The organism is Ruegeria sp. BJ3 (assembly GCF_056535665.1).
Genome location: NZ_JBQFIT010000001.1, coordinates 2,924,387 through 2,943,400, shown reverse-complemented (window position 1 = coordinate 2,943,400; position 19,014 = coordinate 2,924,387). Strand labels below are relative to the sequence as shown.

Here is a 19,014-nt window from a genome sequence, read left to right as displayed (position 1 = left end):
AAATTCAGGCGGCGCGCTCGAAGGCTTTGCCGGAATAGGTGAAAGCGCCGGCTTGCACCGGTCTCGCGCAGGCCGCATGCCAGAACACGATATTTGACCGGAGCGTGCATTCAGACCTCTGCGCCTTGCAGAAGGATCTGCTTCCAGACCGAGGTTTCATCAAACAGGGTGTATTCGCGGCGCAGCTTGGGCTGGCCGCTGATCAGTTCGCCGAATTCGGCATGGCTGATGCCCAGAACATAGACCTGCGCCCCGGTGGGGGCGCCGAACACCCCCCAGCCGTCATGCTTGCCCCACAGGCTCCAGCGTAGTGCGGCACGGGGTGGCATGTTGGGATCGTCGCGGCCGATCTGGTGCTCGATGCGGAACTCGGCATTGGGGAAGCTGGCTCGCAATCCCATCCAGAACCGGTCGACCGGGTCCCAACCGTGTCCGGTGACCCCGCCCACATATTCCGACTGCACCGCCCGGTCGTATTCAGCCCCGATCGCGCCCATGTCGGCGTTCATGATCCGGGTCAGAATATCGGCATAGCGCTGGCCCCATTCATTGTTGTTGCCTCGACCCTTGTAAGGGCCGGGCTGGTCGATCTCGGGCGTCAGAGGTTTCACGCAGTTTTCCGGCCCGCCCTCGCGAGCGATCAGGTCGGCCGCGTATTCCTTGGGGTCCCAGCCCATCTGGCGCACGATGGCTCCCTGATCGCGGATCAGCCATTCATCGTTGATCTGATTGTCGATCGCATGGCAATCGGCCAGAATCCGGTACCGCAGCTTGGTTCCGGTTGGTTTGCCATAGACACCTTCGGCAAGGTGCGTGGCGGTCGAGATGATGCGGTGGGAACTCAGCATCCCCTCTTCGGGCGTGCCCGACCAGATCACGTCTTCGCCCAGAAGCTGCCGGTCGGGAAACTCGGCCAGGGTCGCCATCGTCGCGCCGATGACGTTTTGATTGCCCAGCACGACCGAACCCGGTGAACGGACAACGATGTCATCGCTGTAATATTCATGCAGCGTGGCGATCCCGCGATCTTCCCAGATTTCCTTGGTGATGCCGATGATATAGTCGGGAAAATCCCGGAATTTGGGGTCAAATCCCTTCATGTGTTCGTCCTTTTCGGGTTCCATCCCTTGGGCAACCGGGCCGAGGTTCGTACGATCAGCGGTCCGTCAATTGCCACCTTGCGGGGTTCAGAAGTCTTGGGCTCTTCGATGTGATCCAGCAGCGCGGCAACCGTTTCCGCGACCATCAGGTTCGCCCGCTGCCGGATCGTCGTCAGATTGTATGCGGGCCATCCGGCGGGGGGCACATCGTCATACCCCACGACCGAGACGTCTTCGGGGATGCGCAGGCCCAGCTCAAAGCGTAGAACATCCATGACCGCCAAAGCCATGTGATCGTTGGCGACGAAAACCGCGTCAGGTCGGCGCTCCGGTGCCACGTCGAACATGGTTCGGGCCGCCGCACGGGCATTTTCGGTGTGAAACTCGCCGATCCCATGTGCAAACAGATCGCTGCCGGCGTCGCGCAGTGCGGCAAGGAAACCAGCCTCGCGGTCGCGCTGGGTCGAGGCACCCTGCCAGCCCGCGATGTAGGCGATGCGTTGGTGCCCGCCCGCCAGCAGGAACTCGGCCACCTTGCGGCCGCCGGCATAGTTGTCCGAGGTCACGGTGGTGATGCCCTCAAGATCCTGGCTACGGTTGAACAGCACCACCGGAACGCCGGCCTGCTGGCAGCGGGTGGCGATGTCCGACGACATCGGCACCGAGGCCAGAATGACCCCGTCCACTTGATAGTCGAGGATTTCCTCCATCACGTCGTCGATATTTCCGGCCGAGCGCGAGGCCATGAAGATCAGCACGTGATAGCCATGCTCCTGCAGGCGGTTGGACAGTTTCTCCAACGCCTCGGGATAGAAGTAGTTGTCCAGGTAGCCGACAACCAGGCCGATGATCCGGCTTTTGCCCGACACCATCGCCCGCGCCAGCACGTTGGGACGATAGCCCAGTTCGGCCGCCGCCTTGCGCACCTTTTCCTCGGTCTTCTTGCTGACCGAAGCGCCGGGCGTGAACACCCGGCTGACCGCCGACTGGCTGACGCCGGCCAGTTGCGCAACCTGAAGCGATGTGACCTTGTCCGCCATCAGTCCGCCGTCCATCCGCCGTCGATCAGCATCGACGTGCCTGTGACCAGACCCGAGGCGTCGGAGGCAAAATAGAGAACCGCGCCCATGATATCCTCGACCTCGCCCACGCGGTTCAGCTTGATTTTGTCCATGATCCAGGCCGCACGTTCGGGGTTGTCGAAGGTCGATTGCGTCAGCGGGGTTCGGATGAAGGTCGGGCAGACCGTGTTGATGCGCACGCCCTGCTTGCCCCATTCGATCGCCATCGCCTTGACCATGCCTTCCAGCCCGTGCTTGGTCGCACAGTACAGCGCCCGGTCGATGCCGCCGACATGGCCCATCTGGCTGGAAATGTGGATGATCGAACCGGGCCGCCCGGTTGCCATCAGCGCCTTGGCCGCATAGGCCGACAGGAAATAGGCCGAGCGCAGGTTGACGTTCATGACAGCGTTGAAATCCTCGGGCGTGGTTTCGACCGCCGGCCCGTGCCGCGCGGTCCCGGCCGAGTTCACCACCACGTCAAAGGCCCGCCCGTCGAACAGCGCCTGCAACGCGGTCAGGTCGCCCTGATCCAGCACCCGCCCCTCGGCCGACCAACCCTGCGCTTGCAGGGCGGAAACCGCTTCGTTCAGCCGCTCGGCCCCGCGCGCGGCGCAGACCACATGCGCCCCGGCCTCGGCCAAGGCAACAGCGCATCCCAATCCGATGCCCGAAGACGCGCCGGTGACCAATGCGGTCTTGCCGCTCAGCGAGAACGAAGGGGTGCGGGGCAGTTGGGTCATCAGCTCATTCCATCCGGGGTTTCAATGCGGCCCAGGTTACGGGCCTTGTTGAATTCCCGCAGGCGGGCAAAGACGTCAACGCCAAGCTGCGCATAGGCGTCCAGAAGATCGACCAGAACCCAGTTTTCGCGGATCCGCCCGTTCTCCAGCCGCCAGAAATCGAGGCTGCGCATGGTGATCCGCTTGCCCGAAGGCGCGATGCCCATCCACCCGTCATGGGTGACGGTCTGGATCATGTTGGGCCAGCCGGTCACTGCCGCATAGTCGCCATCGCCGAAGAAATGATAGGTGATGTCGTCGACATATTGCCCGCGATCCGGCATCCCGTTCAGGAACGGGATCTGGTGCCAGTTGCGGAACCCGGCATAGCCGCGCCCGGTGCCGATGCCCGAAGGCCCGTACCAGTTCATGCGCGGATGCCAGAACCGTTCCATCTCCATCACCTCGGGCCCGCCCTGCGAAGGGTGCTTTTTCAGATGTTCCAGCATGTCGACGATGTGTTGACAGGTCGCGCGGCCCTTGTCGGCGTCGTAGGGCCCCGGCACCAGACCGTCCTGCGTGGCCGGGCCCGGCACATGCCATTCGCGGCCCAGGCTGGGCGCCATCGGCCAGGCACGGGCCTGCATCATCACTTCGGGGATGTCCCACAGGGCCTGCATCTCGACGATCCGGCCGTTTTCGAACCGGTAGAACTCGTGAAACCGCATGGTGACCTGATGGCCGGTGGGCGGGATGTCCAGCCACGGACCGGTGAAAGTGCCGGTGTAGTAGCCACCGCAGCCGACCCAGTCGGCGCCGAACTCGTCCGGTCCGGCCATTACGATATAGTCGCGCCGCTCGAGGTCCGGCCAGGCATCCAGCAGGCCCTTGTAGGCCAGATCGTAGAACGCCTCGCTGCCGGTGCTGTCACCGAAGGGGTGGCACAGGCGGAACAGGGCGTCGGGCGCGGTCACCTGCGCCAGCGCGGCCCGCACGCCGGGTTCGTCGAAATCATACATCGCCGCCCGAAGCGTCGCGATCAGCGCCTTGTGCTGCGTATGCCTGTCACTCATTCGGCGGCATCCCGGTATGGGGCCGGTGCGCCATAGGGCACGTTGATGCCGCCGTAGCGGCGCACCCGCACGTTGCATTGTTCGGCATGGCCCACGAACCCTTCCAGCAGACACAGGCGCGAGCCGTACTCGCCGATCAGGGTTGCCGCCTCGTCGGTCAGGATCTTCTGATAGCTGTGGGTCTTCAGGAATTTGCCCACCCACAAACCGCCGGTATAACGCCCGGCCTTCTTGGTGGGCAGCGTGTGGTTGGTGCCGATCACCTTGTCACCGTTCGATACGTTGGTGCGCGGCCCCAGGAACAGCGCGCCATAGCAGGTCATGTTGTCCAGGAACCAATCATCGCGGTCGGTCATGACCTGAACATGCTCCGAGGCGATCTCGTCGGCGACCTGCAGCATCTCGTCATAGCTGTCGCACAGGATCACCTCGCCATAATCCTGCCAGCTGACCCGCGCGGTGTCGGCCGTCGGCAGGATGCCCAGCAGGCGATCAATCTCGGACAGGGTCTCCTCGGCCAGCTTGCGCGAATTGGTGACCAGAACCGCGGGCGAGTTGTAGCCGTGTTCGGCCTGCCCCAGCAGGTCAGTGGCGCAGATCTCGGCATCGACGGTTTCGTCGGCGATCACCATGGTTTCGGTCGGGCCGGCGAACAGGTCGATGCCGACGCGGCCGAACAGCTGGCGCTTGGCCTCGGCCACAAAGGCGTTGCCGGGGCCAACCAGCATGTGCACCGGGTCAATCGTTTCGGTACCCAGCGCCATCGCGCCGATGGCCTGGATGCCGCCCATGACATAGATCTCGTGCGCGCCACCCAGATGCATGGCGGCGATCACCGCCGGGTTCGGCTTGCCCTGGAACGGCGGGGTGCAGGCGATGATGCGCGGCACGCCCGCAACGCTGGCCGTGGCCACGGACATATGGGCCGAGGCCACCATCGGGAACTTGCCGCCAGGCACATAGCACCCGACCGACTGCACGGGGATGTTCTTGTGGCCCAAGATCACGCCCGGCAGGGTTTCGACCTCGATATCGGTCATCGAGGCGCGTTGCGCGCGGGCGAAGTTCATCACCTGCTCCTGCGCGAACTTGATGTCGGCCAGTTCGCGGTCTGACAGCTGAGCGATCAGGTCGTCGATCTCGTCCTGCGACAGGCGGAACGAGGCGGGCGAATAGTTGTCGAACTTCTCGCTCAGCTCGCGCACCGCGGCGTCGCCACGGGTTTCGATGTCCTTCAGCGTCGCCTCGACCACGGCGCGGGTCTTGGCGTCATCCTCGGCCCGGTCTGCGTCGGACTTGCCGCGTTTGAGATACTCGATTGCCATTGTCTTGATCCTCAGTTGTCGGGGCGGGGCGGAGTTTTCTCGCCCCGGTCATATGCTTCCCAGCCGTGGCCCTGGAACAGGTCGACGCCCAGTTGCGCGGCGACATGGGCGAAATCGACATTCACCCAGTTGTCGACGATCTTGCCGTCGACCACTTTCCAGAAATCCATGTAGCGGATCTCGACCCGCTTGCCGGTGGGCGGGATGCCCAGGAATTCGCCCGAATGGGTCGCCTCCTGCCGGCCAAAGGCCGCGGCCCATTCGCCCATGTAAAGCCGCGCCTCGTCGATGCAGACCTTGTCGGAAAACGCAGCCTGGAAGGGGCGCTGCCAGTTGTCCTGAAACTCCTTCAGGCCGTTCTTCGTGCCGCAGCCCTGATTGCCCATCCAGCGGAACCCTTCCGTGAAGAACTCGCCAATGTCGTTGATGCGGTGGTCATTCAGGCCGTCGACCATGGTTTCGATCACGCGGCGCGTGTCTTCGGTTTTGTTCAGGTCGGTGTCGCGGGTCAGAACCGCTTGTTCAGGTCGGGAACCTTTCATCGTCTTGTCCTTGTCAGATTGTCAGGGATTGGGGATCGGGGGGACATGCCCCCAAATCCGGGAAAATCCCTGGGCAACCTGTTCAGCGCCGGATGGCGCGTCAGGGCGTTATGGCGGAACCGGCGGCTCATCAGCCTTTGACCGCGCCGGCGGTCAGGCCGCTGACGATCTGGCGCTGGAAGATCATGACCAGGAAGAAAAGCGGCGCGGTGATCGACACGGCGGCGGCCACGGCGACGACCTGGTCGGTGGTGGTGGTTTCGCGGTTGAACATGCCGGCGATGGCGGGAACCATGGTCTGATTCTGCGCGTCCAGCAGCAGCGAGGTCACCAGAAAGTCGTTGTAGGCCAGCAGGAAGCTGAACAGCCCGGTGGTGATGACGCCCGGCCACATCACGGGCATAATCACCCGACGGAAGGCCTGGAAATGGTTGCAGCCATCCACGCGCGCGGCTTCATCCAGCTCGGCGGGGATGTTCTGAAAGAACGACCGCAGCATCCAGATGGTAAAGGGCTGATTGATCGCTACCAGAACCGCGATCACGGCAAAGGGCTTGCCGTACAGCGTGGGCGCGTTTTCCCCCAGGATCGGGCGCAGCCATTCGGCCGAGTTGATGAAGACCGGCAGATAGCCCGCAACCAGAACCGAGTGCGGCAGCGCGCGGAACACCAACGCGACGATCAGGATCCAGAACGCCAGCGTCGAGCCCGACCGCGCCAGCCCATAGCCCGCCAGCGTGCCTACGGTCAGCGACACGGTCACGACGCCCGCGGTAACGATCAGCGAGTTCTTGAAGTTGTTGGAAAAGCCGCGGTCGATCCAGACGGTCTTGTAGTGCTCGGTCGTCAGACCAACCACGTCCCGCCCCAGCGGGCCGAAAAGTGGGTTCAGCACGTTCAGAACGGCCGGCAGGATCACGAAAAACACCAACAGAAAACCCAGCACCAAGGCCAATCCGCCGATGATCCAACCAAACCAGGCCTGACCCGGCTTGGTGTAGGTTCTTACCATCGAGGGCAGTGTTTTGGTCGTCGCAATCACCGCGACCCAAATGGTGACAATGCCGAGGATGATGTCGAGGATGGAAAGGCCTTCTCCGGTCGCAAGAGTCGCTGGACCGAAGATCACGTTCAGCGCGTTGCTGTCGAATGCGTCCACGGGTGATTTGAAGCTCATCACCGCGATCCAGAAGATCGGGAAGGCCGCCACAAGGCACCAGAACGCAAGAAACAGGTTCGACGACAGGCGCAGGCCGAGCGGTTGGCGAAGGGCGCGCGAGGACATATCAGTGACCTCCTTTGTGGTCGCGCCATGTCCGGCGCAGCGGTGCGATGAGAAGGATGACGATTCCGACCATGGTCAGCATGGCGCTGGCCGAGGCCCGGCTGATCGAACGGTTGCCCGCCTGATCCGGTACAAGGAAGTCATAGGTCAGCCATTGCAGCGAGATCACGTAGCCCTGGCTCGAGAAGCCGACGATTTCTTCGAACACCCGGTAGGAGTCCATCAGATGGATCATCGACACGAAGATGATCAGCGGCATCAGGTGCGGGATGACGATGTATTTCAGGCGCTGCCAGCGGCTTGCGCCGTCGATCACTGCGCTTTCAAGGCTGTCCTGGTTTACGGTCTGAAGACCGGCGTAGAACACGATCGCGGCAAAGGGTGCGACGTGCCAGACGCGGTATAGCATCATCAGCAACTCGATTGTCCAGGCCTGCGCGAACAGCGCGATGTCGCGGTTCAGCCACCATTCCAGCATGGCCGTCAGGATGCCGTCGCCGCGAAACAGCCAGTTGATCGACAGGGCGCCGATGACCGGAGTGATGATGAAGGGCAGGAGCGACACAAAGATCACCGGACCACGTATGACCGACGCCGCATTGTTGATCACGATGGCGATCAGCAGCCCGGTACCGATCACCAAGGGCAGAGTGATCAAGGTAAAGGTCAACGTAAAGCGCAGCGCCTTCCAGAAATTGATCGTGGACAGCACGCTCCAGCTGCCTTCGCTGATCGCGCGCCAGGCGCGTTCAGGCTCCAGCACGTTGCGATAGCTTTCCAGCCCGACAAACTGGGTCTGCGTGATGATCTCGCCCTCTTCGTCCAGCCTCGGAATGGACTTTTCCTCGGTCACGCAGGTCTGGGTCAGGAAGCCCGGCGTGCAGGTCTCGACCTCGACCGTCTCATAGATGGGCTGGGTGACGTAGAAACTCTGCTTGAACACGCTGACCAGCGGGAAAGCGATAAAGAGAAGCATCATAAAGACAGAGGGGCCGACAAAGGCGGCAAATGTCCGGAAATTCATGGCTCTGCCTTTCTCATGGTTCTCGTTGGATTGGGTGCGGGAGGGTCGAGGCCCTCCCGCGGCAGGATCAGTTGTTGACCAGTCCGGCCTCTTTCGCGGCGGTCAGATAGTCCGCCTCGATGTCTGCCAGCGTGGTCTGTGCGTCTTTGGCGCCAGTCAGATAATCGGCCAGGCCATTGCCAAGCGCAGTGTGCATGATCCCCATCGGGCCAGATGCGGGATAGGCTTTGGCGCCGGCTTCTGCCGAAGCGGCTGCACCTGCGGCCAGATCACCGGGCTTGTAGGCCGGGTTCAGCCAGACAGCGGCGTTGTTGTTGGCCTCGACCATTTCTGCATCCATGCCTTCCAGCGCCACGCGGAACGCGGCATCGGCCTCTTCGTCACTCATGTTCGAGGCAAGAACGATGCCGTCCCACCAGATCGTGGTTGCCGGAGCGGCCGAGCCCATCGGAGCGGCGGCCATGACGACCTTGCCGACGACCTGGCTTTCGGCCTCATCGTTCATTGCGGCAGCGCGGCTGGCCCACAGGTTGGCCATGGCGATTTTGCCCTGTTGGAACTGCTGCTGAACGTATGTCGAATCCGACACCAGATACTCGGGGTCCATGTATTCGGTCATGGCCTTGAGCGTCTCCAGAGCCTTCACGCCCTGATCGTTGTTGATTGCAGGCATGTTGCCGTCAGCAAAGAACTCACCGCCTTCGCCCAGGTACATGTTCACGAATTCCTGACCCAGGTTCCAGCCGGTCTTGAAGGTGCCGCCGATGGGGTAATCCATGACGCCGGCCTCTTTGATCTTGGCTGCAGCGGCCAGAACATCGTCATAGGTCTTGGGCTCTTCGATCCCCAGATCGGCCAGAACGTCGCTGCGGTACATCAGGTGCTGGGCGTTCACCATCATGGCGATCGCCATGGTTTGGCCGTCCACCTTGATCAGCTGGTTCGGCAGCAGGTCTTGGCCATATTTCGCGACCAGATCGTCCAGCGGACGAATGGTGCCCGCGTTCAGCAACGGCACCAGCGTCGCGTTCGACACGCCGCCGATCTGGTACAGAGCCGGATCCGCCGCGAAGGCTTCCGGCTGCTTCTCGCGGAACTCCTGGTCCAGCGATGCGCCGAAATTGCCGCACTCGGCCATCGCGTCGGTGACGGCCTTCCAGGCTTCGAACCCGGCGGACAGTGATTTGAGCGGAACGGTGTTCTCGAACGAACACGCCGCCCATGCAGTGCTGGTCACCATGGTCATGGCGCCTGCCATCAGAATTGTCTTGAGTTTCATGCGTTTCTCCCTGTCAGGATCGGTCCGTCGTCGACGTCCGGACCGTTGGTTGGCCCTTTCGGGCTTAGGTTGGGGTCAGCCCCCGATCCGCGCACCGCTCTCTGCTTCGAACAGGTGACAGATTTCTTTCGGTACCGAGAACGAGACCATCTCGCCTATTTCGGCACGGAATGCTTTGTCGGCTTTGACCGAGACCAATGCGCCGCCGACCCGGACCGAAATCATGGTGGCGTCACCCAGCAGCTCGAGCGTGTAGATCGGTGCCGTGATCTGGCCCTGACCTTCGGCCAGTGTCGCATCCTCGGCGCGGAACCCCAAGGTCAGCGGGCCGTCAGCAATGTCCAGCCCCGGGATTTCGACACCCTTGGCCCGGAACACGCCGCCCTCGACCTGACCATCCATCAGGTTCATGGCGGGCGAGCCGATGAAACTCGCGACGAAAGTGTTGGCCGGGCGGTCGTAAATCTCGGTCGGGCTACCGACCTGTTGCACGATGCCCTTTTTCATTACCACCACGCGGTCGGCCAGCGTCATGGCCTCGATCTGGTCGTGGGTGACATAGATCGTGGTGACGGCCAGTTCGTGGCTGAGATTCTTGATCTGCGCGCGGGTGGATACACGCAGCTTGGCGTCCAGGTTGGACAGAGGCTCATCCATCAGGAACACGTTCGGTTCGCGCACGATCGCGCGGGCCAGGGCGACCCGCTGGCGCTGACCGCCCGACAGTTCAGCCGGCTTGCGATGGAGAAAATCGTCCAGCTCGACCATGGCGCTGGCGCGGCGCACTTTCTCGTCATGGGTCGCAGGGTCGATCCCGCGGACCTTCAGCGGGAAGCGGATGTTTTCATAGACGTTCATGTTGGGGTAGAGGGCATAGCTCTGGAACACCATCGCCACGTCGCGGTCCTTTGGCTCGAGATCGTTGACCACCTTGCCGTCAATCAGGATGTCGCCCTCGGTCACGTCCTCAAGCCCCGCGATCATGCGCATTGTCGTGGTCTTGCCGCAGCCGGACGGGCCAAGCAGAACCAGAAACTCGCGATCGGCAATCGTCAGATCGAAGTTGTGAACCCCAACAAACGATCCCCATCGCTTGCCGACATTGCGCAGTTGAATTTCCGCCATGAAGCCCCCCGGGAAGGAATCGTTTTGCATACGTTTGCAAAAGGGTATTCTTGGTTTACCAATTCTGGCAAGACATTTTTGCATACGTATGCAAATATGCGGGAAATCAGTGATTCACCCCCGGGCAGAAACAGGCGCAATATGCTGCAAAACAATGAAAAACAGATGAGCTTTCAAAAAGAGAAAGATCTGGTGAAGGCGTTCTATGAGGACCTGCAGTTGGCCTCCAACGACAAGCTGGCAGACGTCATAGGGCGATTCTGTGCGCCGAATCTGCTGTGGCGCGGCTTTCACCCGTTCGGTCAGATTTCGGGGGTCCACGACGTAGCAGAAAACTTCTGGGGCCCGCTGCGAAACAGCCTCAAACGCATGCAGCGGCGTCAGGATATTTTCTTTGCGGGTTGCAACTCGCTGACCGACGAGCGCGAGGTCTGGGTGGTTTCCATGGGCCATCTGATGGGTCTTTTCGACCACTCCTGGTTGGGCATTCGACCGACAGGCAAAATGGCATTCCTGCGCTATTGCGAGTTCAACAAGGTGCAAGACGGCAAGATCGTCGAGACCGCGATGTATTTCGATATCCCGCATCTGATGGTGCAGGCCGGTCAGAACCCGTTTCCGCCCCAAACCGCAGCCCATCTTGTACAGCCCGGGCCCCTGACTCACGACGGTATCCTTGGCGCGGATCAACCGGTCGAAGAAGGGGAGCAGACTCTGGCGCTGATCAACGCCATGATTTCCGATCTGGGCCAGTGGAAAAGTGGCCTGACCCTGAGCGAAGAGCTGAGCCGCACCTGGCATGACGACATGATCTGGTGGGGGCCCGAGGGAATTGGCGCCACCTACACGATTGATCGGTACGGCAAGCAACATGCCGGTCCCTTCCGCGCGGCATTCGCCGAGCGGTCAAAGACCAAACATGTCTGCCGGCTGGCCGAAGGTCACTACGGCGGGTTTTTTGGCTGGCCGAACTTCACGGCTGTTCCTACCGGAGGGTTCATGGGCATGCCGGCGACCCAAACGCCCGGTGAGTTTCGAGTGATCGACATCTATCGCCGCGCGGGCGGCAAGCTGGCCGAGAACTGGATCTTCATCGACCTTCTGCATTTCTGGAAACAGCAGGGCGTGGACATACTGGAAAGAACCACGGGCATCGGATCGGCGCAGGTGTAGACCGGGGGGGCGGACTGGATGCAATGGGAGGGGATTTGGTGGAGCCTAGGGGAGTCGAACCCCTGACCTCTTGCATGCCATGCAAGCGCTCTCCCAACTGAGCTAAGGCCCCTTTCCGGTACCGCCTGTGCGGTGGACGGACGTTTATGAAACGACGTGCGCGAGTGCAAGACCAAAAAATCGGATTCGGTGAAAAAAGATGCGCGGCGCACGGGGTGCATCGGGGCGCGGGGCAGCCTGCGCCGCCCCGGCCGGATCACGAGTCTTCGTCTTCAGACGCGACGTCGGTGATGTCGTCCAACGAGACGTTGTCCTCGTCGTCGTCCTCAAGCAGATCGTCGTCCAGATCGACGTCGACCGCGTCATCATCGTCCAGCAGTTCGTCATTGGACGTGGCTTCGCGCGCCTTGACCGACGCTGCATCTTCGGCGTCGGCTGCGATCATCCGGCTTTTGCCGGTTTCCAATTCCACGATCTCGCCGGTATAGGGGCTGATGATCGGGTCCTTGTTCAGGTCATAAAACCGCTTGCCAGTGGTCGGGCAAACGCGCTTTACGCCCCATTCTTCCTTGGGCATGTCAATTCCCCTTGATATCAGGTGAGTCGTATCAACGATTCAGGTCACCTGCCACATGCGGCGGGTACTGTCAAAGCCTTTGCGCCAAGGAGATCGCACCATGGGGCGACATTCATTGCCCGGACAGCCTCCCGTTGCGCTGACCTTGCGCAAATCGGCGCGGGCACGCCGCATAAGCTTGCGTATTTCCCAGTTGGATGGCCGGGTTACGTTGACTTATCCGAAGGGTGTGTCCGAATCCGAGGCGATCGGCTTTGCGCAGTCAAAGGAGGACTGGATCCGCCAGCATCTGGGCGCGCGGCCCGTTCCGGCGTCAGTCGGCTTCGGGGAAACCCTGCCGGTCGAAGGTGTGCCAAGGCGAATCGTACCGGCGGAGGGGCGCCGGGTCAGTTTACACGCCGATCAGGTTGCGGTGCCCGAAGGGGCCGAGGCGCGGCGCCTCGCGCGCTTTTTGAAAGAGCTGGCGCGTGATCGCTTGATCGAAGCCTGCGACGACTATGCAGCCATGCTGGGGCGGGAGTACTCCAGCCTGACGTTGCGCGATACACGGTCGCGGTGGGGGTCGTGCAGTGCAGCGGGAGGGTTGATGTTTTCGTGGCGGCTGATCCTGGCGCCCCCCGAAATCCTGCACTATGTCGCCGCTCATGAGGTCGCGCATCTGGCCGAGATGAACCATTCGGCGGCGTTCTGGGCGCAGGTCGAGCGCCTGTTCGGCCCGCACAAAGCGGCCCGGCACTGGCTGCGCGACAATGGGGCCGAACTGCACCGTTACAGGTTCGATGCGCCCGCCGGTTGACCTCACGGGGATTTGTGATCACATGAGGGCATGTTGACCACCCGTAGCTCCGACTCTCAGATCGCGACCCATGATCAGGTATACCGCGCCCTGCGGTCTCGAATCATGCATGGAGAAATTCCACCCGGTCAGGCGCTGACGCTGCGCGGCATCGGCAAGGAGTTCGGTGTGTCCATGACGCCGGCGCGCGAAGCCGTGCGCCGTCTGGCCGCCGAAGGGGCGCTCTTTCTGTCCAACTCGGGGCGGGTCTCCACGCCCGAACTCAGCAACGACCGGATCGAAGAATTGGCCGCGCTGCGGGCCTTGCTGGAGGTCGAGCTGGCCAGCCGTGCGCTGCCTCGGGCGCATATGGCTCTGATCGACCGATTGCAGAGCATCAACATGACCGTGGCCGAAATGGTGACCAAGCGTGATGCGGTCGGCTACATCCGAACGAACCTCGAGTTTCACCGCACGCTTTATCTGCGGGCGCAGGCTCCGGCCATGCTTGCGATGGCCGAAACCGTCTGGCTACAGCTTGGTCCGACCATGCGCGCTCTTTATGGCCGCCTGCGACGGACCGAACCGCCGCATTATCACAAGCTGATCATCGCCGCTCTGAAGGCGGGGGACGAGCCGGGTTTGCGGTTGGCGGTGCGATCGGATGTGACCCAGGGTCTGCGCCTGCTGGTCAGTTGAGCGGGCCTTTGCCCAAAGTGAAAAATCCAAACGGACGGCGGTTGCGAAGCTGGCCTCAAAGCATTTGCTGCGCTACGCTGCTGCCAACAACAAACAAGAGCAGATTTCAGCCATGATCAATCGACGGACATTCTCACTGGGTCTCGGTGCAGGTTTCCTGAGCGCCTGCGCGGGCGGGTCCGCGCCAACCGGAACAACCGCGTCGCGAATGCGGGCAGTGCCCGATGCCGGCTGGGATTCCTGGGTTGCAAGTTTCAAGGCGCGCGCGGCCGGGCAGGGTATTTCGCAAGCGACGATCGACCGGGCGTTTCAGGGTGCCGGTTACCTACCAGATGTGATCGAACGCGACCGCAACCAGGTCGAGTTCAAGCGCTCGCTCGAAGACTATCTGGCCATCGCCGCGTCAGACGAGCGGATCAGTACCGGCAAGCAGATGCTGCAACGCCACAACGCCACCCTCACGCAGATCGAGTCGCGCTATGGCGTCGACAAAGAGGTCGTGGTGGCGGTCTGGGGGCTGGAAAGCCGCTATGGGCAGCGGCGGGGCGATGTGCCCGTTATTTCGGCCCTTTCCACGCTGGCCTATGACGGGCGTCGCGGGGTGTTCTTCGAAAGCCAGCTGATTGCGGCGTTGAAGATCCTTCAAAACGGTGACACGTCGCCGGCCAACATGACCGGCAGCTGGGCCGGTGCCATGGGGCATACGCAATTCATCCCGACCTCGTATCTGGCCTACGCCGTGGATTTCACCGGAGACGGCCGACGCGACATCTGGTCCGACGATCCGACGGACTCGCTGGCTTCGACGGCTGCCTACCTGTCGCGGGCGGGTTGGGTGCGGGGCCAGCCTTGGGGGGGTGAGGTCGGATCTGCGGCGGCAAACTCGGGCACACCGGTTGCAATTCTGCAGCCGCAGAAACCCGGGCCGCGCATAGCGGTGTTCCGCAATTTCCAGGTGATCAAACGCTACAACAACTCGGACAGCTACGCGATCGGGGTCGGGCACCTGTCGGATCGGATCGCCGGTGGCGCACCTTTTCAGGCGTCTTTCGGGCCCGACGAAACCGGCCTGACGCTGGAAGATCGCAAAGAGTTGCAGCGGCGTCTGACTGCTGCCGGGTATGACACGCAAGGCGCTGATGGGGTGATTGGCAAGAATACCACCGCGGCCATAACCGCTTATCAGCAAGCCAAGGGCCTGCCCGTAACGGGCGTGCCCTCGGTCAGCTTGTTGCGCTCTTTGGGTGGTTGACGGATCAGGCCGCCAGTCCCTTGGACCCCAGGTCCAGGAATTTCTGACGCCGGTCCTTGATCAGCGCGGCGGCATCCTTGCCGTTCAGATCCTTCAGCATCTTGGCGATCGCCTTGCCCACGGATTCGATCGTAGCCGGGCGGTCGCGATGCGCGCCACCTTTGGGTTCGGAGATGATCAGGTCGCAGACGCCCAACTTTTGAAGGTCCTGCGCGGTCAGGCGCAGCGCCTCGGCGGCCTCGCGCATTTTTTCTGCATCTTTCCAAAGGATCGACGCGCAACCCTCGGGCGAAATCACCGAATAGATCGAGTGCTCCAGCATCGCCACCCGGTTGGCCGTGGCAAATGCCACCGCGCCGCCCGAGCCGCCTTCGCCGATGATGACAGACACCAGCGGAACACCGATTTTCAGACACATCTCGGTTGAACGGGCGATCGCTTCGGATTGCCCGCGTTCTTCCGCGCCCTTGCCCGGATACGCGCCGGCGGTATCCACCAAGGTGATCACCGGCAGACCAAACCGACCAGCCATTTCCATAAGGCGCACGGCTTTGCGATAGCCTTCGGGGCGGGCCATGCCGAAGTTGCGCTCGATCCGAGATTTGGTGTCCGAGCCTTTTTCATGCCCGATCACCATCACCGGCTGATCGTTGAACCGTGCTAGGCCGCCGATGACCGCCAGATCGTCGGCAAAATTGCGGTCACCAGCCAGCGGGGTGAATTCGGTGAACAGGGCCTCGACATAATCCTTGCAGTGCGGACGTTGGGGATGGCGGGCCACCTGGCATTTTCGCCAGGGCGTCAGGTCCTTGTACAACTCGTCCAGCAGCTTGGCCGCCTTGGCGTCCAGCGCGGCGGCTTCGTCCGCTACGTCCATCTCTTCGTTGGCGCGGGCCAGGGCGCGCAGCTCTTCAGCTTTGCCTTCAATCTCGGCCAGCGGTTTTTCGAAATCCAGATACTGGGTCATGACGCCTCTCAACGCGAAAGTTCTCCGCTATATGACCCGAGGTCGCCCCGGATGCAACTCGGCACCGCATCTCGGGGTGCGTTTCCCCGCGCGCGGCGACATGGTACGCGAGCCGGCGACCTCAGTCTGGCTACAGCACCGGGTACAACGAAATCACCAGAAGAACCGCCATCGACCAGTTGAACACGGTCAGGCGTCGCCGGTTGGTCAGCACGCGCGCCATCTGCTGGCCCAGAACCGTCCAAGTGCTGACAGATGGCAGATTTACGCAGCCGAATACAAGGGCAACCAGCGCAATGGCTTGCAGGGTCTGGTCCGGGGCATAGGCGGTCGTCGCCGTCAGCGCCATGGCCCAGGCCTTGGGGTTCACCCATTGAAACGCCGCCGCCTGCAGAAACGTCATGGGCCGTCCGACGTGCCCCGGGCCCTTGGCAGGAGCCGCATTGGCAATTCGCCACGCGAGGAATAGCAGATAGGCCACCGACGCGATTTTGAGGATCACGTGGCTGATGGAATAGGTCTCGAACACCTGCACCAATCCTGCGCCGACCAACAAAACCATCAGCATAAAGCCCAAGCCGATACCCAGCATATGGGGGATTGTCCGCCGGAACCCGAAACTTGCCCCTGAGGCCATCAGCATCAGATTGTTCGGCCCCGGCGTGATGGACGAGACAAAGGCAAACGCGACCAGCGCAAGTAGGATGTCGTAAGTCATGGCGCAAAGATCGCCCAGGTTTGGTCAAATGAAATTGCGATTTCGTTTTCGATTACATAAAGCTTGCAACAAATGGCGAATATTGACCTAAAGAATCAGCAAATATTGCAAGAGCTGGCCCGAAATGGCCGGATCAGCAACCTTGAACTGGCGGACCGCGTAGGGCTTTCGCCGTCAGCCTGTCTGCGCCGGGTGCAAGAGCTTGAGCGGTCCGGCGTCATCAGCGGGTATCGCGCCGTTTTGAACCCTGCGGCGATGGGCGTCGGTTTTGTCGCCTATATCGGCGTCGGACTGGGTGAGCATACAAAGGCCGCTCAGGAAGGTTTTGAAAAAGCGGTGCAATTGGCGCCCGAAGTGGTCGAATGCCACAACATCACCGGTACGATCGAATACTTGCTGCGGGTGGAATGCGCCGACCTGTCGGCCTACAAGACCTTCCATACCGACGTATTGGGCACGTTGCCCCATGTCACCTCGATCACGTCCTACGTGGTCATGGGATCCCCGAAAGACCTGCGGGCCTGAGCTTGAGCCCACTGCCGCTAGGGCCTTGCAGGCATGTGTATCCCGGAATATCGTCGGCCTGAAAGCGCCAGAAATTCGGCATCAGATCGAACAGTGCGCGATGTCAGGGAGACACGATCATGAGTTTTGTTCGGACAGGCGCATTGGCGGCCTTGGTGGCGATTGTCGCCGGTGCCGCATTTGCCGCGCCTTTGAAATTGCAGCCCGCCAACCCGCAACCCAATCCCAAGGCGGGGTTGAACGTGAAATATGTTGGGCAGGGTACTCAGAGAAAGATCCGCGATCTGAGCCAGGCCAAAAGCGTGTTGTCCAAGGCCAAGCCGGGCAAGCCACTGCGCGGGCTGGACTATGCCGACACCAACAAGGGCGAGCCGGTTCTGACGTTCACGGACCCCTACAATGTTGCCGCTGAAATCACCGGGTACATGCGCTTTGATTCTCCAGGCATTTACGAACTCGAAACCTGGTCCAATGACGGGCTCGAGGCCTATGTCGGTGGTCAGCAGATCGGCCGTGTCACCGGGATTCAGGGGTGTGAAGCCAACCAGCGCACCGAGGTCGAAGTTCCAAAGGCGGGCTGGTACCCTCTGAAGATCATCTATTTCCAGAAGCTGGGAACGTCCTGCCTGATGATGAAATCCGGCAAGCAGGGTGAGAAGTTTACCTGGACACCAAACAACGTGTTCGGCCGCTGAGGCCAACCGAAGTCAGGAAAAGGCGCTCGGAACGAGCGCCTTTTTTATATCCCCATCAGCCGTTTGCGGCGATCAGTTCGGCCTGCGCCACGATCACCTCGGCCTGCTTGATCGAGGCGATGTCCACCAGCCGTCCTTTGTAGACCGTGGCGCCTTCGCCATTGGCCTTGGCTTGCTCCATCGCGGCTAGGATCTCGCGCGCTTCGGTCACCGCCTCGTCCGACGGGGTGAAAACCTGATTGGCCAGCGCGATCTGCTTGGGGTGGATCGCCCATTTGCCGACCATGCCCAGCGTCGCCGAGCGGCGCGCCTGCGCGATGTAGCCTTCGTCGTCCGAGAAGTCGCCGAACGGTCCGTCGACCGGCAGCACCCCGTGGGTGCGGCAGGCAGCCACGATGGCAGCCTGCGCCCAGTGCCACGGGTCCGACCAGTATTTCTGGGCCTCGCGCAGCATGTAATAGTTTTCCTGCGTGCCGCCGATTCCCGTGGTCTGCATCCCCATTGAGGCAGCGAAATCGGCCGCGCCCAGGCTCATGGCCTGAAGGCGCGGGGAGGAGGCCGCGATTTCCTCGACATGGGCGATGCCGGCGGCGGATTCGATGATGACTTCAAAGCTGATGGGCTTGGTGCGGCCCTTCGCGCGTTCGATCGCAGTGACCAGAGCGTCAACCGCATAGACATCTTCGGCGCAGCCCACCTTGGGGATCATGATCTGATCCAGCCGGTCGCCGGCCTGTTCCAGCAGGTCAACGACATCGCGGTACCAATAGGGCGTATCCAGCCCGTTGATGCGCACCGACATGTACTTGTTGCCCCAATCCACGGTGTTCAGCACCTCGATCACGTTGGCGCGGGCGGTCTCCTTGTCGGACGGGGCCACCGAATCTTCGAGGTCGAGGTTGATCACGTCCGCGGCCGAGGCGGCCATCTTGGGGAACAGCTTGGTGTTGGATCCGGGGCCGAACAGCTGACAGCGGTTTGGTCGCGCCGGGGCGGCGGGTTGGATACGAAAGCTCATCGGCACCTCGCTGAGTAATGAAATTGCGATTTCAGTTGGCAATTGGGTATTAAATTGCGCGACCCTGCGCAAGCCTGAT

At 61.7% G+C, this 19,014-nt stretch carries 20 protein-coding genes and 1 tRNA gene; 6 read left to right on the top strand and 15 right to left on the bottom strand.

The window, feature by feature from the left end; translation table 11 throughout:
- Positions 1-110 precede the first annotated feature (110 nt).
- From ACR3EL_RS14805 to ACR3EL_RS14760, 10 genes are all read right to left on the bottom strand, one after another.
- On the bottom strand, positions 111-1,100 hold the full coding sequence (locus ACR3EL_RS14805; RefSeq protein WP_480722121.1) for a nuclear transport factor 2 family protein: 990 nt from the start codon (positions 1,098-1,100) through the stop codon (positions 111-113).
- On the bottom strand, positions 1,097-2,140 hold the full coding sequence (locus ACR3EL_RS14800) for a LacI family DNA-binding transcriptional regulator (RefSeq protein WP_217355743.1): 1,044 nt from the start codon (positions 2,138-2,140) through the stop codon (positions 1,097-1,099). The genes ACR3EL_RS14805 and ACR3EL_RS14800 overlap by 4 nt, the downstream gene beginning before the upstream one ends.
- Complete coding sequence (locus ACR3EL_RS14795) at positions 2,140-2,904, bottom strand: SDR family NAD(P)-dependent oxidoreductase (protein ID WP_170342807.1); 765 nt, start codon at positions 2,902-2,904, stop codon at positions 2,140-2,142. Before ACR3EL_RS14795 ends, ACR3EL_RS14800 begins: the two co-directional genes overlap by 1 nt.
- The gene (locus ACR3EL_RS14790) at positions 2,904-3,956 is read right to left on the bottom strand and encodes an ester cyclase (protein WP_170342805.1); all 1,053 of its coding nucleotides are present in this window, start codon (positions 3,954-3,956) and stop codon (positions 2,904-2,906) included. The genes ACR3EL_RS14795 and ACR3EL_RS14790 overlap by 1 nt, the downstream gene beginning before the upstream one ends.
- Positions 3,953-5,281, bottom strand: coding sequence for a histidinol dehydrogenase (hisD, locus tag ACR3EL_RS14785; RefSeq protein ID WP_170342803.1), 1,329 nt, complete (start codon positions 5,279-5,281; stop codon positions 3,953-3,955). Before hisD ends, ACR3EL_RS14790 begins: the two co-directional genes overlap by 4 nt.
- A gap of 11 nt (positions 5,282-5,292) precedes the next feature.
- Entirely contained in the window at positions 5,293-5,823 is a 531-nt protein-coding gene (locus ACR3EL_RS14780) for an ester cyclase (RefSeq protein WP_170342801.1), read from the bottom strand.
- A 130-nt stretch (positions 5,824-5,953) separates the two neighbouring features.
- Complete coding sequence (locus tag ACR3EL_RS14775; RefSeq protein WP_093965119.1) at positions 5,954-7,108, bottom strand: carbohydrate ABC transporter permease; 1,155 nt, start codon at positions 7,106-7,108, stop codon at positions 5,954-5,956.
- A gap of 1 nt (position 7,109) precedes the next feature.
- Entirely contained in the window at positions 7,110-8,132 is a 1,023-nt protein-coding gene (locus ACR3EL_RS14770; RefSeq protein WP_170342799.1) for a carbohydrate ABC transporter permease, read from the bottom strand.
- 67 nt (positions 8,133-8,199) lie between these two features.
- A complete protein-coding gene (locus tag ACR3EL_RS14765; RefSeq protein ID WP_170342797.1) occupies positions 8,200-9,411 on the bottom strand; it encodes an ABC transporter substrate-binding protein in 1,212 nt (403 codons plus the stop codon).
- 75 nt (positions 9,412-9,486) lie between these two features.
- Positions 9,487-10,536, bottom strand: a complete 1,050-nt coding sequence (locus tag ACR3EL_RS14760; RefSeq protein WP_093965320.1) for an ABC transporter ATP-binding protein — start codon at positions 10,534-10,536, stop codon at positions 9,487-9,489.
- 165 nt (positions 10,537-10,701) lie between these two features.
- Here ACR3EL_RS14760 and ACR3EL_RS14755 point away from each other — a divergent pair, with 165 nt between their 5' ends.
- Positions 10,702-11,709, top strand: coding sequence for a nuclear transport factor 2 family protein (locus tag ACR3EL_RS14755; protein ID WP_170370116.1), 1,008 nt, complete (start codon positions 10,702-10,704; stop codon positions 11,707-11,709).
- Between the two features lie 36 nt (positions 11,710-11,745).
- Here the strand turns inward: ACR3EL_RS14755 and ACR3EL_RS14750 are convergent.
- Both ACR3EL_RS14750 and ACR3EL_RS14745 read right to left on the bottom strand, forming a co-directional pair.
- Positions 11,746-11,821 (bottom strand) — tRNA-Ala (locus tag ACR3EL_RS14750).
- Between the two features lie 144 nt (positions 11,822-11,965).
- Positions 11,966-12,286, bottom strand: coding sequence for a TIGR02300 family protein (locus ACR3EL_RS14745; protein WP_093965124.1), 321 nt, complete (start codon positions 12,284-12,286; stop codon positions 11,966-11,968).
- Positions 12,287-12,386: 100 nt separating this feature from the next.
- Between ACR3EL_RS14745 and ACR3EL_RS14740 the strand changes: the two genes are divergently transcribed.
- The 3 genes from ACR3EL_RS14740 to ACR3EL_RS14730 all read left to right on the top strand — a co-directional run bounded on the left by ACR3EL_RS14740 (position 12,387) and on the right by ACR3EL_RS14730 (position 15,012).
- Positions 12,387-13,082, top strand: a complete 696-nt coding sequence (locus ACR3EL_RS14740) for a M48 family metallopeptidase (RefSeq protein ID WP_254432995.1) — start codon at positions 12,387-12,389, stop codon at positions 13,080-13,082.
- 30 nt (positions 13,083-13,112) lie between these two features.
- Positions 13,113-13,760, top strand: a complete 648-nt coding sequence (locus ACR3EL_RS14735) for a GntR family transcriptional regulator (RefSeq protein WP_093965127.1) — start codon at positions 13,113-13,115, stop codon at positions 13,758-13,760.
- A 112-nt stretch (positions 13,761-13,872) separates the two neighbouring features.
- Positions 13,873-15,012 (top strand): lytic murein transglycosylase, encoded by a 1,140-nt coding sequence (locus tag ACR3EL_RS14730; RefSeq protein WP_222458538.1) that lies wholly within the window; start codon positions 13,873-13,875, stop codon positions 15,010-15,012.
- Between the two features lie 4 nt (positions 15,013-15,016).
- Here the strand turns inward: ACR3EL_RS14730 and ACR3EL_RS14725 are convergent, their stop codons facing one another.
- The gene (locus ACR3EL_RS14725; RefSeq protein ID WP_170342789.1) at positions 15,017-15,979 is read right to left on the bottom strand and encodes an acetyl-CoA carboxylase carboxyltransferase subunit alpha; all 963 of its coding nucleotides are present in this window, start codon (positions 15,977-15,979) and stop codon (positions 15,017-15,019) included.
- A gap of 130 nt (positions 15,980-16,109) precedes the next feature.
- Positions 16,110-16,697: a LysE family translocator gene (locus ACR3EL_RS14720; RefSeq protein WP_170342786.1), complete on the bottom strand. Its 588-nt coding sequence runs from the start codon at positions 16,695-16,697 to the stop codon at positions 16,110-16,112.
- Positions 16,698-16,769: 72 nt separating this feature from the next.
- On the opposite strand from ACR3EL_RS14720, the gene ACR3EL_RS14715 reads away from it, so the two are divergent.
- Both ACR3EL_RS14715 and ACR3EL_RS14710 read left to right on the top strand, forming a co-directional pair.
- A complete protein-coding gene (locus ACR3EL_RS14715) occupies positions 16,770-17,222 on the top strand; it encodes an Lrp/AsnC family transcriptional regulator (protein ID WP_170342784.1) in 453 nt (150 codons plus the stop codon).
- Positions 17,223-17,341: 119 nt separating this feature from the next.
- On the top strand, positions 17,342-17,917 hold the full coding sequence (locus ACR3EL_RS14710; RefSeq protein WP_170342782.1) for a PA14 domain-containing protein: 576 nt from the start codon (positions 17,342-17,344) through the stop codon (positions 17,915-17,917).
- A gap of 55 nt (positions 17,918-17,972) precedes the next feature.
- Here ACR3EL_RS14710 and ACR3EL_RS14705 read toward each other — a convergent pair whose 3' ends face one another.
- On the bottom strand, positions 17,973-18,935 hold the full coding sequence (locus ACR3EL_RS14705) for an L-malyl-CoA/beta-methylmalyl-CoA lyase (RefSeq protein ID WP_480722111.1): 963 nt from the start codon (positions 18,933-18,935) through the stop codon (positions 17,973-17,975).
- Between the last annotated feature and the right edge of the window lie 79 nt (positions 18,936-19,014).

Excerpts from the sequence above, each read along its gene's own strand:
- ACR3EL_RS14805 (WP_480722121.1), bottom strand. The coding sequence starts at position 1,100 with ATGAAGGGATTTGACCCCAAATTCCGGGATTTTCCCGACTATATCATC.
- ACR3EL_RS14800 (WP_217355743.1), bottom strand. The coding sequence starts at position 2,140 with ATGGCGGACAAGGTCACATCGCTTCAGGTTGCGCAACTGGCCGGCGTC.
- ACR3EL_RS14795 (WP_170342807.1), bottom strand. The coding sequence starts at position 2,904 with ATGACCCAACTGCCCCGCACCCCTTCGTTCTCGCTGAGCGGCAAGACC.
- ACR3EL_RS14790 (WP_170342805.1), bottom strand. The coding sequence starts at position 3,956 with ATGAGTGACAGGCATACGCAGCACAAGGCGCTGATCGCGACGCTTCGG.
- hisD (WP_170342803.1), bottom strand. The coding sequence starts at position 5,281 with ATGGCAATCGAGTATCTCAAACGCGGCAAGTCCGACGCAGACCGGGCC.
- ACR3EL_RS14780 (WP_170342801.1), bottom strand. The coding sequence starts at position 5,823 with ATGAAAGGTTCCCGACCTGAACAAGCGGTTCTGACCCGCGACACCGAC.
- ACR3EL_RS14775 (WP_093965119.1), bottom strand. The coding sequence starts at position 7,108 with ATGTCCTCGCGCGCCCTTCGCCAACCGCTCGGCCTGCGCCTGTCGTCG.
- ACR3EL_RS14770 (WP_170342799.1), bottom strand. The coding sequence starts at position 8,132 with ATGAATTTCCGGACATTTGCCGCCTTTGTCGGCCCCTCTGTCTTTATG.
- ACR3EL_RS14765 (WP_170342797.1), bottom strand. The coding sequence starts at position 9,411 with ATGAAACTCAAGACAATTCTGATGGCAGGCGCCATGACCATGGTGACC.
- ACR3EL_RS14760 (WP_093965320.1), bottom strand. The coding sequence starts at position 10,536 with ATGGCGGAAATTCAACTGCGCAATGTCGGCAAGCGATGGGGATCGTTT.
- ACR3EL_RS14755 (WP_170370116.1), top strand. The coding sequence starts at position 10,702 with ATGAGCTTTCAAAAAGAGAAAGATCTGGTGAAGGCGTTCTATGAGGAC.
- ACR3EL_RS14745 (WP_093965124.1), bottom strand. The coding sequence starts at position 12,286 with ATGCCCAAGGAAGAATGGGGCGTAAAGCGCGTTTGCCCGACCACTGGC.
- ACR3EL_RS14740 (WP_254432995.1), top strand. The coding sequence starts at position 12,387 with ATGGGGCGACATTCATTGCCCGGACAGCCTCCCGTTGCGCTGACCTTG.
- ACR3EL_RS14735 (WP_093965127.1), top strand. The coding sequence starts at position 13,113 with ATGTTGACCACCCGTAGCTCCGACTCTCAGATCGCGACCCATGATCAG.
- ACR3EL_RS14730 (WP_222458538.1), top strand. The coding sequence starts at position 13,873 with ATGATCAATCGACGGACATTCTCACTGGGTCTCGGTGCAGGTTTCCTG.
- ACR3EL_RS14725 (WP_170342789.1), bottom strand. The coding sequence starts at position 15,979 with ATGACCCAGTATCTGGATTTCGAAAAACCGCTGGCCGAGATTGAAGGC.
- ACR3EL_RS14720 (WP_170342786.1), bottom strand. The coding sequence starts at position 16,697 with ATGACTTACGACATCCTACTTGCGCTGGTCGCGTTTGCCTTTGTCTCG.
- ACR3EL_RS14715 (WP_170342784.1), top strand. The coding sequence starts at position 16,770 with ATGGCGAATATTGACCTAAAGAATCAGCAAATATTGCAAGAGCTGGCC.
- ACR3EL_RS14710 (WP_170342782.1), top strand. The coding sequence starts at position 17,342 with ATGAGTTTTGTTCGGACAGGCGCATTGGCGGCCTTGGTGGCGATTGTC.
- ACR3EL_RS14705 (WP_480722111.1), bottom strand. The coding sequence starts at position 18,935 with ATGAGCTTTCGTATCCAACCCGCCGCCCCGGCGCGACCAAACCGCTGT.